Below are 13,379 nucleotides of genomic sequence, written 5' to 3' on the forward strand. Positions count from 1 at the left end.
CGCCGACGGCTCAGAACGACTCGGGCACAAAAAGCTGCGGCGTCAGGAAATGCTGCCCCGCGCCGGTTCCCGCACCGTCCCGCGCGGCGGTGATCATCAGATCGACCAGATCCCGGCACAGCTCTTCCAGAGGCGTCGCGATCACCATCGTCACGTAACGCTCGCTCAGGGCCTTGCGGCTGTCGGCGGTCAGCTCGTTGACCACCAGCGCCACCTTTCCGGGCGGGCGGATCTCGCGCAGCGCTGCAATCGCGCCTTCCATACCGCCGCCCGCAACATAGATGCCACGCAGGTCGGGATGGCGGTCCAGGAGTTCCAGAGTCGCCTCATAGGTCACCTGCCGGGTCTCAAGGTTCACCACAGCATCCAGTATCCGGAATTCCGGCGCGAATTCACGGATGTAGCTTTGAAAGCCGGTCTCGCGCAGCAGATGTCCATGCCATCGGTTGCCGCCGACAAAAACCGCGAGCTTGCCCGGATCGCGGACCTGCGTGACAATCATCCAGGCCGCGATGCGGCCCACCTTGACGTTGTTCAGGCCGAGATAGTTCTGCCTGACACCCTGGGCAAAATCGTTCAGCAACGCAAAGACCGGTGTTCCCGTCTCGCTGAGTTCGGCCACGATGTCCGACAGGGTGGGATGGTTGATCGCCGATGTCGCGATCACGTCGCTGATGTCGGCAACCTCACGGATTTCCCGCGCGAAATCGTCTGGCGCCTGCGACGAGGCAAACCGCACCACGGCCCGGCCGCGAATGTCGGCACGCTGCGCAACCGCGCGTTGCAGCGCGCGGGCAAAGTTCTGATAGAATTCCTGCGCGCCCTTGTGCAGCACAAAGCCGAACCGCACCAGTGGCCGGTCGGCCTCGCTGCGCCGCGCCGCCAGCACGCGGGTCGGGTAGCCAATGCGCTCGGCGGCCTCAAGCACCCGCTGAAGGGTTTCACGCCGCACATTGGGACGGCCGTTCAGAACCCGGTCGACGGTGGCGACACCGACGCCGGCTGCCTGCGCCAGATCCTTGAGAGTGGGCCGTTGCGCCATACGCCACCTTGATGTGATTTCATCAGTTGCAGCCTGCATTTTTGATGTATTCTGAGGTGATTTCAAGCCGGAATATCGGCGAATCCCGATCATGCTGATACACCCGCCCCAAGCCACAACAGCCATCGGGAGATGACCATGAACACGCGCGACTACTCTCTGCTCGGCCCGGATGCCGCGCGGGCCGTGGACACCGGACTGGCTGCCGCAGACTGGTATCACACCGACATTCCCCGCAAGGACATGAAAGCACTGATGAAGCGCGAGGATCAGCCGGCGATCCGTGACACGGTCCTGCTTTTCGGACTGATGGTGGTTTTTGCCGCCCTTGGCATCGCGCTGTGGCCCTCGCTGTGGTCGGTGCCGTTCTGGCTGGCGTACGGTGTGCTGTACGGCTCGGCGATGGACAGCCGCTGGCACGAATGCGGTCACGGAACTCCGTTCCGCACCGGCAGATACAACGACTGGGTCTATCAGGTCGCCTCGTTCTGCATGGTGCGCAATCCGGTTTCGTGGCGCTGGAGCCATGCACGCCATCATACAGACACGGTCATTGTCGGGCGCGACCCCGAGATCGTCGCGATGCGCCCACCCGCCCTGTTTCGCATCTTCATCAATCTCTTCGGCGTTCTCGATGCGCTCCAGGGCTGGAAACGGATGCTGCTGAACGCCTCGGGCAGGCTCGACCCCGAAGAGGCCACCTATATCCCCGAGTCCGAGCACCCCAAGGTCATCCGCGTGGCCCGCATCTGGGTGGTGATCTATGCGGTCACGCTGACCCTGGCCGTGGCGATGCAGTCGATCCTGCCGCTGATGGTCATCGGTCTGCCCCGGCTTTACGGAGCCTGGCACCACGTGATGACCGGTGTGCTGCAGCATGCCGGGCTGGCCGAGAACGTGATCGACCACCGGCTCAACAGCCGCACGGTCTACATGAACCCGGTCAGCCGCTTCATCTACTGGAACATGAACTACCACGTCGAACATCACATGTTCCCGATGGTGCCCTATCACCGCCTGCCCGAACTGCACGCGATGATCAAACACGACCTGCCCGCGGCCAATCCCTCGATCTGGGCGGCCTATCGCGAGGTTCTGCCGATCCTGCGACGTCAGCTGGCCTATCACGACGATTTCCTGACACGGACCCTGCCCGAAACCGCGCGCCCCTATCGCGCCGACCTGCACCAGAGCGCCCTTGGCAACAGTGCCGCCGACACGTCAACCCCAACCGCCGTTCCGGCAGAATAAGGAAAAACCCATGACAAACTGGATCGACGCCTGCGGCGCGGACGACATCGAGGAAGAAGACGTGATCCGTTTCGATCACGAGGGCCGCACCTTTGCCATCTACCGCTCGCCCGACGACAACTACTTTTGCACCGACGGCCTGTGCAGCCATGAACAGGTGCATCTGGCCGACGGGCTGGTGATGGATCACACCATCGAATGCCCCAAACACAACGGCCAGTTCGACTATCGCTCGGGCGAGGCGCTGCGGGCGCCGGTCTGCGTCAACCTCGCCACCTACCCCGTCAAGGTCGAAGGGGATCGCGTCCTGATCGAAATCTAGACACCGCGCCATGCCGCAGACACGGCCACCCCGCGCCAGAACCGGCTGGCGCTGGGTATTTTTTGCGAAACTCACCGCCTGCGCGGGTCGTGGCCCATCTCTGGTCACGGCTGCGACCCCTGGAATCAGGAACCGCAGCGGCGTCAGGTCATCCCATCCGTTCGGAAGCGAAGGAGCCGGGTGAGGGCGGAAACACCACTGTCTTGTTGCCGTTGATGCAGACCCGGCGGTGGATATGCGCGTGGATGGCGCGGGACAGCACCTGCGCCTCGACGTCGCGGCCCAGCGAGACGTAATCCTCGGCGGATTGCGCATGGGTCACACGGATCGTGTCCTGCTCGATGATCGGGCCTTCATCCAGATCCGCCGTCACATAATGCGAGGTCGCCCCGATCAGCTTTACCCCGCGCTCGAACGCCTGCTTGTAGGGGTTGGCCCCCTTGAACGACGGTAAAAAGGAGTGGTGGATGTTGATGATCCGCCCCGACATTTTCCGGCACATCTCATCCGACAGGATCTGCATGTAGCGCGCCAGCACGATCAGTTCGGCGCCTGTCTCCTCGACCACCTGCAGGATCCGCGCTTCGGCCTCGGGTTTGTTGGCCTTTGTGACCTTGATGCAGTGAAAAGGGATGTCGTGGTTCACCACCAGTTTCTGATAGTCCATGTGGTTGCTGATCACCGCGACAATGTCGATCGGCAGGGCACCGATACGCCACCGGTACAGCAGGTCGTTCAGGCAATGCCCGAAGCGCGACACCATGATGACCACCTTGGGCCGCTCTGCCTCGTCGATGAACTCCGCCTCCATGTCAAAGGCGGCGGCGGTTTCCTGAAATCCGTCCGCCAGGTCATTCAGGCCCTGACCCTCTTCGGATTGGAAACTCACGCGCATGAAAAAGTTGCCGGTGTTGGCATCGTCGAATTGCGCGCTGTCAGTGATGTTGCAGCCGTGTTCGGCAAGATAGGTGGAAATGGCGGCAACAATGCCGCGCCGCGAGCGGCAGCGGACGCGCAGGGCGAAACTGGTCATTCTGATCTCCGGATTTCCGCGCCGCGTGGTCTGCGGGCGCGGGTTGTTGCAGGGTTGGGTGCGGTGCCCGGCGAAGGCACGGCGCTGTGTCACCGTCGGGTCATTGCGCGCGCGTGCGTCGCGACACTGGTTACAGGGAAACCGAATGTCCGATCCGGGCGCTTTCGCGGGCGGCATCGAGGATCGCGAGCGTGCGGATCCCGTCCTGTGGGGTCACGGGCGGCGGTGTTCCGGTCCGCGCGGCGTTTTCGAAGGCTTCGTAATAGTCGTGATAGCGGCCTTGTTCCGACGGGATGCGCTGAGCACCTGCCGACGAATGGAGCGTGCCCCAGCTGGTTTCGGGCTCGAATCCCCAGCCGGCCAGGTCCTGGGCCGGGCGCCGACCGGCCATGACCGAGGCGGCCTGCACATCCGTCCCGTGGCTGACGAAGGCGCCCTTGTCGCCATAGGCGCGCAACTCGCGCTGTGCGAGGTGATTGCGCTTGCTGGCCGAGACATGGCCATGCGCGCCGCTTTCGAACCGCAGGGAGATTACAAAGCCCGCATCGGTCCGGCCCTCGGGAAGATCCACGAAATCAAGCTGGGCATCGACCGTCCGCACCGGCCCCAGAAGCCAGGTCATCTGGTCCACCAGATGGCTGCCCAGATCCCGCAACAGCCCGCCCGTCGGCCCGGCCTCAAGGGTTGCGGCCTCGTCATAATCCATCCGGTTGTGAATACGCCAGATCCGACCCAGCCGGTCGTCCCGGATGAGCTTTGCCAAAGTTTGAAGGTCGGCATCGTAGCGACGGTTCTGAAACACGCCCAGGGTCACACCCTTGGCCCGTGCCGCATCCGCCAGTTCGCGCGCACCGGCGGCGTCCGGAGCAAAGGGTTTGTCGGCGACGACATGAAGCCCGGCGGCAATGGCTTCGAGCACCAGATCGCGCCGGGTTCCGGGCGGAGTGGTGATGGTGACGGCGTCGCAGACTCCGGCCGCGATCAGCGCGCTCAGACTGGGAAAGACCGGCACATCGGGCCAGTCCTGTCTGGCGGTTTCAATGGTCTGTGGCGCACGCGCCACGATTCCCGCAAGCGTGCACCGGCGCGCCGCGTCGATGAAGGGCGTGTGAAAATACCGGCCGCCCGAACCGTATCCGACAACACCGATCCGCATGATCTTCACCCCTCTGCCGCATCGAGAAAGGCGTCGAATTCGGCGTCCTTGATGGACACGGTGTGCCCCGCCTCGGGATAGCCGCCGGTCTCGACATCGGCCTTGAAATCCCTGAAGGCCGCAATCCGCTCGTTCTGCAAACGGTCAAGTTCCGGCCCCAGATTGCGGTAGACCTTGCCATGCCGGGGTTTGTGGTTCTTGCCATACCCGCAGACGTCCTCGGTAAAGAGATACTGCGCATCGGCATATTTACCGGCACCCATTCCCAGCATCACAAGTGGGGAATTCTCGCTCAGGTATTTTGCGACGCGGTCCGGAACCACCTCCAGTTCGGCGGCAAACACTCCGATGGACTCCATCTTTTGCGCATGACGCCACAGTGCCAGCGCCTCGTCCGAGGTCTTGCCCACGGCGCGCCAGCCCGTCCAGGTGATGTAGGATGGAATCAGCCCGATATGGCCGACCACCGGGATGTGGTTGTCACACAGGGTTTTTTGAATGTCGTAGGACGCGGCGCAATAAAAGGCATCGCCGCCAAGAGCGGAATAGTGAAAGGCGGCGCGCAGATAATCTTCGGCGGTGGCCAGCGGCCGACCCGAAAAGCTGCCCGATCCGCCGTAGGGCAGACCCACCTGCACAAAGCAGTCACCAGCGGCATCGCGCATGGTGGCATCGAAAAAGCGCGCCTCTATCGACAGCATGTGGATGCCCGCCGCCGAGGCCGCGGCGGCCTCTTCCGGGGTCGTCACAAACAGCATCGAGATCTTTTCGCCCCGCTTTTTCATCGCGCGGATGTCCTCGACGTGTGGACGCTTGTGATACATGGCCATGAAGTGCTCCTGAGGTTATGTCATGCCTTCAACAGGCGTTTGAGATTGACCGACGGATCGGCCAGAATCGACGGGTCGGCCTGTGTCTGACGCTCTATCAGTTTTTCCAGAATCTTGATTTCCCTGGCAGCGGCATTGCCGGGCCCGATCCCCGCAGCCGCCGAAATCGCGCCCGCCGGGTCGCACTGGAACACGATGCAGGTGTCGTCGCCGGTATCGCGGGTGTGCATGGCCCCGGCCAGATCGAACAGCCCCGCCACCTGAAGTGTCATGTCGAACTGATCCGACCAGAACCAGGGCACCTTTGAGAACACCTCGCCGGATCCCAGCATGGCCGCCGCCGCATGGCTGCCCTGATCCTGCGCCGCCTTCCAGCTTTCCAGCCGGACCCGATTGCCGCGCCACTCAAAGCTGCAGCAATCCCCTGCGGCGAAGACGGCGGGATCAGAGGTGCGAAAGGCGGCATCGACGGCGATTCCGTTGTCGCAGGTCAGTCCGGCCTCCTGGGCCAGTTCGACATTCGGAACCGCACCGACCCCGGCAACCACGATGTCAAAGCCGAGCTCTGTTCCGTCCGCCAGCGCAATCGTCGTTTCGTCGGCCCGCACAACGCCGGTGTCCGTCAGGATCTTGACGCCCTCATCTGTATGGCGCGCCTGCACCAGCGCGGCGATCTGCGGCGGCACGCCGCGTCCCAGAATGCGCGGCGCGGCTTCGACGACGGTCACTTCGGCCCCGGCGCGCCGTGCCGTCGCGGCGAGTTCGAGGCCGATGAACCCCCCGCCGATGATGCCGACCCGCGCGCCCGGCGTGAACCGCGACAGGATCCGCCGTGCATCCCTGTCGGTGCGCAGGGTCGCGCAATTCTCCATGCCGGGGAACAGACGGGGCCGCGCGCCGGTCGCGACAAGCAACTGGTCAAAGTCAATCACCCCGCCGTCCACAAGGCGCAGGGTCTTGCCTCCCAGATCGATGCAGGTGACCTGTGTGCCTTGCCTGAGCTCGATTTCCGCCGACAGATAGGCGTCAGCGTGACGGATTTCCCGCGCCTCACAGGCCAGATTCTTGGACAGCGGCGGTCGCTCGTAGGGCAAGGCCGGTTCCGCGTCGATCAGGGTCACCGGGCGGGTGTAGCCAAGTTCGCGCAAGGTAAAGGCGGCGCGGACTCCACATTCCCCCGCCCCCAGGATGACGATGCCTGCCATCTCAGATCTGAACCATCACGCGGCCATCCCTGACCACAGTGGGATAGGTGTGCAGGTTCTCGCAGGCCGGCGGCGTTTCGACCTCGCCCGTGGTGAAATCGAAGATCGAAGCGTGTTTGGGGCACTCGATGGTGTTTTCCACCACCAGTCCGTCGGCAAGATGCACATCCTCGTGGGTGCACAGCCCGTCGGTGCAGAAATACGCGTTGGCGTCATTGCGATAGATCGCAAATGTCCGGCCTCCGTGATCGAACCGGATCACGTCTTCTGCATCGATGTCATCGCTGGAACAGGCGTCGATCCAGTTGGTCATGTCCGGTCTCCCTCAAATGGCCTGTGGTGTGTAGTCGGCGGGAGCTGCGGGCATGACGCCTTGCAGCAGGGCCACGGATTTTTCCAGCCCTTCGAGACTGTTGAGCAGCACATCCTCGTGCTCGATGCTGAGCCAACCGTCGTACCCCGCCATTTTCAGCCGGTAACAAAACTGCCGCCACCATTCCTCGCCATGACCGAAGCCCAGCGTGACGTAGGACCAGCTGCGGGCCGGAATATCCATCAGCGTGCCGTTTTCCAGCAGCGAGGTTGTCGCCTGCACCGGCGGGTTCAGCATCGTGTCCTTGGCATGGACGTGGTAAAGCGCCGCGCCCAGAGCTTCGGCCGCGACCAGCGGATCGGCCCCCATCCAGAACAGGTGTGACGGGTCGAGATTTGCACCGATCACCGGCCCGACCGCGTCGCGCAGCTTCAGCAGCGACGGAACGTTGTAGACGCATTGATTGCCGTGCAGTTCCAGCGCGATCCGCGCGACGCCACAACCCTGCGCCAGGTCGGCGATTTCGCGCCAGAACGGGATCAGCCTTTGCTCCCATTGATACCGCAGAATCGCCTGCGTCTCGGGCGGCCAGCTTGAAACCACCCAGTTCGGCATCGTATCGGTGGCATTTCCGGCGGGCAGGCCCGACATGGTGCAGACCGTCGTGATCCCCATTTCACCCGCCAGCCGGAGGGTGTTCTTCAACCCCTCCCCCTGCCCCGGATCAGTGGGGTGCAGCGGGTTGCCGTTGGCATTGAGGCTGATGATCTCGAGCCCGCGGTCCGCAAAGGCAGTCATGAAGTCCCTTTGCGCCGTCGGGTTGCCCAGCATCCCGGCGAGGTCGAGATGCGGCGCGGTTGACCAGCCGCAGGTGTTCACCTCGACGCCGCTGACCCCCATGCGCTGTACGTGATCGAGCATCGCGTCAAGGCTCAGCCCCCCCAGACTGTCGGACACAAATCCCAGTTTCATGCGTAGAACTCCGGCTTGGTGATCCTGTCCACCGCGACTTTCCGCCCCGCGCTGAGCGCCGTCACACCGGCCTCGGCCACGACGGCGGCGCAGTAGCCGTCCCAGCAGTCCGAGCCGATCTCGGGGAACTGCCCGGTCCGTACAAATTGCAGGAAGGCGCGGTTCTGCCGCCGGTAGGCTTCGGCGTAGCGCCCGCGCCAGTCCGAGGAGTAGGCTGTCGCGCTGATCAGATCGGTGTCGCGCCGGGTAAAGGCGACCGGGTTCATGGCGATGCTGCCGCGCTCGCCTACAAGCTCGGCGCGGACATCGTAACCATAGGCCGCGTTGTTGTTGATTTCGATGGTGACAAGCTGCCCGTCGGTTGTCTCGAGCACCATCACCACCGGGGCGACCCGCGCATCCGAGCGGCGCGGCTGTGCTGCGGAAATCGTGGCGTAATCGCAGCCCAGGACGTGGCGCACCACGTCAAATTCATGCGGCGCGGAATTGGTGATCGCCATCGCGCCGGTAAAATCGGCAGCGGGCGTTTCCACGTTGCGGTGGAAATTGTGCATCATCAAGGCCCGGCCCAGCGAGCCGTCGGCCAGCGCCTGTTTCATCTCTGCATAGGACGGGTCATAGCGCCGCATGAACCCCAGCTGAACGAACCTGGCCCCCGCTGCCTGTTCGGCCACCATCACCGTCAGGCATTCAGCAGAGGATTGCGACAGCGGCTTTTCACACAACACTTTCTTGCCCGCCCGGATGCAGGCCAGGGACAGCGGCGCATGGGTGAAATCGGGGCTGGCAACAATGACCGCATCCACATCGCCGCGCGCGATCACCGCTTCGGGATCGCTTGCCGAATCTGCTGCGCCAAAGGCATCCGCCACGGATTTGGCGCGCGCGGCATCGCTGTCGCAGACCACCTGAAGTGTTGCGCCGGGCATGTCCTCGGTCACGATCCGGGCATGGTCCGCACCCATTGCGCCGGCGCCGATGATGGCAATTCTGATGTTCATCCTAGAAGCACTCACTGATTGAAAAAGGGGAGCAGAAGGCCGTGGCCGGGCGGAGAGGACGTTCCGGCCCTGGACGCTGCCCCCCAGAATCCGCCACCTAGGGAGAGGGAGGCGGCGGGTTGTCGGTCTGGGCCTCGGCGTATCCCTCGATCTGCGCTTCGAGATCGGCCATGGTTTCGCCGCCCGCCATCAGGTCGGTTATCTCTTCTCGGCTGCGTTCGCCCTTGCGGAAATCGGCGGCTATCGCACCCCGGATCAGGACGGCAAAGTGGTCACCCACCGCCATCGCGTGCATCACCTGATGGGTGATGAAGACCACGGCCAGTCCGCGTTTCTTGGCCTCGTTGACGATGCGCAGCACATGGGCCGCCTGCTTGACCCCCAGCGCCGCCGTCGGCTCGTCCAGGATCAGGACGCGGGCGCCGAAATGCACCGCGCGGGCAATGGCCAGCGACTGCCGTTCGCCACCCGACAACCCGCCGATCAGCCGGTCGCCATCGTCGACGCGGGTGATGCCGAAATCCTGCACCGCCTTCACCGCAATCGCATTGGCCTTCTTGCGGTCATAGATCTTGAACGGGCCCCAGCCCCTTGTCGGCTCTACACCGACAAAAAAGCTGCGCCCGATGCTCATCAGCGGGAAAGTCCCGCCGAACTGGTGCACCGTGGCGATGCCCATGTCCTGCGCGGCGCGCGGGCCGTCAAAGCTTACTTCTGCGCCGTCCATCAGGATAGTCCCGCGGGTCGGCTTGTGAACACCGGCCAGCGTCTTGATCAGGGTCGATTTGCCGGCTCCGTTGTCGCCCAGCAGGCACAGCACCTCGCCCTCTTTCACCTTGAGCGAGATTTGGTGCAGCACGTCGATCGGGCCAAAGGATTTGTCGACGTTGCGCAGTTCCAGAACTGTCTTGGTCATGGCGCGGCCCTCATTTCTTTTTGGGCGCATAGGACAGCGCCATGGTGCGGAAGGTGTTGTTCATCAGGACCGCGACCAGAAGCATCACACCGATGATCAGGCTCGACCAGTTGCGGTCGAAGCTGGTGAAATAGATGCCCTGATTGACCACCGCGAAGGTGATCGTGCCAAAGACGATGCCGACCACAGACCCGAACCCGCCGGTCAGCACCACACCGCCAACCACAACCGAAATGATGACGTTGAAAATATACGACATCCCCGCCGAGACCTGCGCCGAGTTGAACAAAAGCGCCTGGCACATGCCGACGAAGGAGGCGCTGGTGGCGGACAGGATGAACAGGATGATGGTCAGCCGGGTGGTCGGGATGCCGGCGTTGCGTGCGCTTTCGCGGTCGCCGCCCATCGCAAAGATCCAGTTGCCGAATTTCGAGTAGTGCACATAGAACACGTAGACCGCCGTCAGAAGGATCCACCACAGGATGATGACCTGATAGGTGCCGCCGATGAACTGCCCGAAGATCGCCTTGTACAGGGCCGGGGCCTTGATGGCTACGCTGGTGGTGCCGGTGATCAGCACCGAAAGTCCCAGCACCATGCCCGCCACCGCAAACAGCGTGCCCAGCGTGACGATCAGCGAAGGCACGGCGGTACGCACCACAAGCACACCGTTGATGGTGCCGACAACGACACCGAAGCCCAGCACCGCAAGGATCGAAAGCCACACCGGCATATCATAGTGCCCCGACATGATGGCGATGATCATCGAGCCCGCCGGGATCATCGACCCGATCGAGATATCAAGCTCTCCGGCGATCATCAGCAGGCCGACCGGAATGGCGATGATGCCGATGTTGGCCGCCACGTTCAGCCAGCTCGCGATGCCGGCCGGTTTCAGGAAGTTGATGCCACCGAAGACCAGAAAGAAAAGCACAACGGCGATCATGCCCAGAAAGGCCCCCGCTTCCGGTCTTCGCAGGAGATTGCCGATAGATATGGTGTTCATGAAATTTGTTCCCAGTTTGGCGCTATGGCCCATGCACCGGACAAGTGTCGGCAGGGCCGGGTGGACTGGCCCGCGGCACTGGCCACGGACCGTTCCGGCGCGGGTTCAGCGATAGCCCTGCTCGCCACCCTTCAGGGTTGCGTCGATGTTGGACGAATCCACGATCCCCGGCCCCGTCAACAGCGGCGAGGTCGCCATCGCCAGCCCGTAGTTCACATAGCCGTCCGACAGGGACACCGCGAGGAAGCCCTGCAGCCACGGCTGCTGGTCGATGGCAAAAAGCTGCTCTCCGTCGCGGATGCGCTCGAGACCGGAGACGTTCATGTCAAACGATCCCAACTGAACCGTTTCCGTCTTGCCCGCCTGCTGCATGCCGATGAACGCGCTGTCGGCATCGCCGGACGAGATGGCAAAGACGCCATCAATGGTTTCGTCCCCCAGCAGCGTCGCCTTGATCGCCTCGGCCACAGCCGTCGGGTCCCCGAACGCGCTGGACGGCAGCGGAAGCTGTTCGGCCTGGAACCCCGCCTCGGCCATGCCGTCGGCGATGCCGCGGCAGCGGTCTTCCAGGTTGCCGGCACCCGGCACGGTGTTGACACAGATCACGTGCTTGGCGCCGTGCTTGGCAAAGTAGCGGCCGCCCGCCAGACCGGCGGGATATTCCTCGTTGCCGATGTAGTTGATCGCGCCCAGTTCTTTTGCCTTGTCGCCGCCGCCAGCGTTGTACAGCATCACCGGGATGCCGGCGCCGATAGCCGCCAGGATGGCCTCGTCCTCGGAGCCCGGCACCCAGTTCGGTACGGCGATGATATCCACACCCTGACTGATGGCCGTCCGCACGAGGTTCGCCGCGTCGCCGCCAATATTGTCATAGGTCTGAAGTTGCAGGTAGTTGACCGAGCCGCCATGCGCCTCGACCACCAGCGTCGCGTCGTCAATGCCTTTCTTGATCTTGGCAAAGAAGGCGTCGTCCGCCTTGCCGCCGATGATGGCGATGTCCGCCGCCGAGGCTGTCGTGGCGCACAGTGCCGCAACCGCGACGCCTGCCAATAGTCCCTTGAGATTTTTCATGTCGTCTCCTCCCATTTTCCGTCCGTGGACGGGTTTGTGCCCATTCAGGCAATCATATTGCGGGGTGCGGATGGTCCTGACGCCCCATTCCCTATCCATCCTGGCCTTCCGGCGGGTCTCCTCAGCCCTCCGGAGCCTGTGGTTCCAGTCACGCGCCTACGGGGCCGAAGTGGTACCCTTGTCGCCGTTGAGCCTGGCTTTCTTTCTGCGGAACCGTTCCTGCATGGCCCGGTCGCCGTCCTTTGTCCCATCGTGCCAGGTGCCCATCCAGCGATCGATCGGCATTAGCCCGTCGGCATAGTTCACTTCGAAATACTTGTGATGCAGGTAGTGGGCGTAGGCGTGGGTGTCGAAAGCGCCGTCTGCCCCGGTTTCGATCTTGTCAAAACCGATATGGCCAACCACCGCGCCGGTCCCGGCGATGTTCAGGTGGTAGATTGCCAGAAGCGGATGAGACGGCAGGATCAGGTGGATCAGGCTTCCCGACCAGTAAAGCAGATGTTCGACCGGGTGCATCGACAGTGACGACCATGGCGAGGGGTTGACCGAGTTGTGGTGCACGGAGTGGATCCACCTGTAGAGCACCGGGATATGGATCAGCCGGTGAACGCAGTAGAAATGGAATTCGTGCAGGATCGGCAGCGCCAGACCGAAGCAGACCAGCCAGACCGGATGTTCGGCAAAGGTTGCCCACGGCCCCCAGCCATTGGCCCAGGCCCAGAGCAGAAGCACCTCATAGCCGGTCCAGATCGGCAGGCCGGTGCCGAAGGTGCGGATGATGTTGTCGATGTTCTGACTTTTGAACATGAACACATCCGAAGGATGTTCGGACGGGAACTTGCCATTGTATTTGAAATGGGTGCCCTGCTTGCGCTTGATGTAAAGCCGCAGCTCCAGCACACCGTAGAACAGCAGCACAATCGCCGAATTGCGCGCCAACAGGTACAGCGCCCAGCCCCAGTTCAGGGTCTCCAGCGTTTCGCGGGGCGGTGTCAGCAGAAACCAGAACACCGCGCCGATTGCAAAGAACATCACGTTCCACGGCAGAAAATAGCTGGGCAACCAGCGCAGGAACTTGAGCGGCCGCACCGGCCACACAAAGACCGGTGCATTTTCAAGCGCGGCATCTGGGCGCCAGTTGCCGCGCTTGTCGCGTGTGCCCGTGGTTGAATCGTCCAATGCGCTCCTCCCGAAGACGGGTGCTGCCCCGCCTCTCCTCTCGGTTCAGTCCGTTGCAAATTCTCCGGCCCGGTCGGTCCCT

At 63.1% G+C, this 13,379-nt stretch carries 14 protein-coding genes; 2 read left to right on the plus strand and 12 right to left on the minus strand.

The features are described 5' to 3' along the window. Nucleotides 1-10: 10 nt before the first annotated feature. A complete protein-coding gene (locus FOY53_RS11235) occupies nt 11-1,081 on the minus strand; it encodes a LacI family DNA-binding transcriptional regulator (RefSeq protein WP_246107359.1) in 1,071 nt (356 codons plus the stop codon). A gap of 99 nt (nt 1,082-1,180) precedes the next feature. Between FOY53_RS11235 and FOY53_RS11240 the strand changes: the two genes are divergently transcribed. Further along, nucleotides 1,181-2,293 (plus strand): fatty acid desaturase family protein, encoded by a 1,113-nt coding sequence (locus FOY53_RS11240; protein WP_246107360.1) that lies wholly within the window; start codon nt 1,181-1,183, stop codon nt 2,291-2,293. 10 nt (nt 2,294-2,303) lie between these two features. Then, nucleotides 2,304-2,615 carry a MocE family 2Fe-2S type ferredoxin gene (locus FOY53_RS11245; protein ID WP_146588796.1) on the plus strand — a complete coding sequence of 104 codons (312 nt, stop codon included), beginning with the start codon at nt 2,304-2,306 and terminating at the stop codon, nt 2,613-2,615. Nucleotides 2,616-2,763: 148 nt separating this feature from the next. Here the strand turns inward: FOY53_RS11245 and purU are convergent, their stop codons facing one another. The 11 genes from purU to FOY53_RS11300 form a co-directional block, all read right to left on the minus strand. After that, the gene (purU, locus tag FOY53_RS11250) at nt 2,764-3,648 is read right to left on the minus strand and encodes a formyltetrahydrofolate deformylase (protein WP_146588798.1); all 885 of its coding nucleotides are present in this window, start codon (nt 3,646-3,648) and stop codon (nt 2,764-2,766) included. A gap of 130 nt (nt 3,649-3,778) precedes the next feature. Beyond that, nucleotides 3,779-4,804, minus strand: coding sequence for a Gfo/Idh/MocA family protein (locus tag FOY53_RS11255; RefSeq protein ID WP_146588800.1), 1,026 nt, complete (start codon nt 4,802-4,804; stop codon nt 3,779-3,781). A 5-nt stretch (nt 4,805-4,809) separates the two neighbouring features. Continuing rightward, nucleotides 4,810-5,634, minus strand: a complete 825-nt coding sequence (locus FOY53_RS11260; protein ID WP_146588802.1) for a 3-methyl-2-oxobutanoate hydroxymethyltransferase — start codon at nt 5,632-5,634, stop codon at nt 4,810-4,812. 20 nt (nt 5,635-5,654) lie between these two features. Next, nucleotides 5,655-6,839 (minus strand): NAD(P)/FAD-dependent oxidoreductase, encoded by a 1,185-nt coding sequence (locus FOY53_RS11265; protein WP_146588804.1) that lies wholly within the window; start codon nt 6,837-6,839, stop codon nt 5,655-5,657. A gap of 1 nt (nt 6,840) precedes the next feature. Continuing rightward, nucleotides 6,841-7,152 carry a MocE family 2Fe-2S type ferredoxin gene (locus FOY53_RS11270; RefSeq protein WP_146588806.1) on the minus strand — a complete coding sequence of 104 codons (312 nt, stop codon included), beginning with the start codon at nt 7,150-7,152 and terminating at the stop codon, nt 6,841-6,843. 12 nt (nt 7,153-7,164) lie between these two features. Then, the gene (locus tag FOY53_RS11275; RefSeq protein WP_146588808.1) at nt 7,165-8,124 is read right to left on the minus strand and encodes a sugar phosphate isomerase/epimerase family protein; all 960 of its coding nucleotides are present in this window, start codon (nt 8,122-8,124) and stop codon (nt 7,165-7,167) included. Beyond that, nucleotides 8,121-9,125, minus strand: coding sequence for a Gfo/Idh/MocA family oxidoreductase (locus FOY53_RS11280; RefSeq protein WP_146588810.1), 1,005 nt, complete (start codon nt 9,123-9,125; stop codon nt 8,121-8,123). The genes FOY53_RS11275 and FOY53_RS11280 overlap by 4 nt, the downstream gene beginning before the upstream one ends. Nucleotides 9,126-9,222: 97 nt before the next feature. Beyond that, nucleotides 9,223-10,041, minus strand: a complete 819-nt coding sequence (locus FOY53_RS11285; RefSeq protein ID WP_146588812.1) for an ATP-binding cassette domain-containing protein — start codon at nt 10,039-10,041, stop codon at nt 9,223-9,225. 10 nt (nt 10,042-10,051) lie between these two features. Next, nucleotides 10,052-11,047 carry an ABC transporter permease gene (locus FOY53_RS11290; protein WP_146588813.1) on the minus strand — a complete coding sequence of 332 codons (996 nt, stop codon included), beginning with the start codon at nt 11,045-11,047 and terminating at the stop codon, nt 10,052-10,054. A gap of 105 nt (nt 11,048-11,152) precedes the next feature. After that, nucleotides 11,153-12,118, minus strand: a complete 966-nt coding sequence (locus tag FOY53_RS11295; protein WP_146588815.1) for a substrate-binding domain-containing protein — start codon at nt 12,116-12,118, stop codon at nt 11,153-11,155. A gap of 156 nt (nt 12,119-12,274) precedes the next feature. Continuing rightward, nucleotides 12,275-13,297 carry a sterol desaturase family protein gene (locus tag FOY53_RS11300; RefSeq protein ID WP_146588816.1) on the minus strand — a complete coding sequence of 341 codons (1,023 nt, stop codon included), beginning with the start codon at nt 13,295-13,297 and terminating at the stop codon, nt 12,275-12,277. Nucleotides 13,298-13,379: the final 82 nt, after the last annotated feature.

This window comes from Puniceibacterium confluentis, from assembly GCF_007923445.1.
GTDB lineage: Bacteria > Pseudomonadota > Alphaproteobacteria > Rhodobacterales > Rhodobacteraceae > Puniceibacterium > Puniceibacterium confluentis.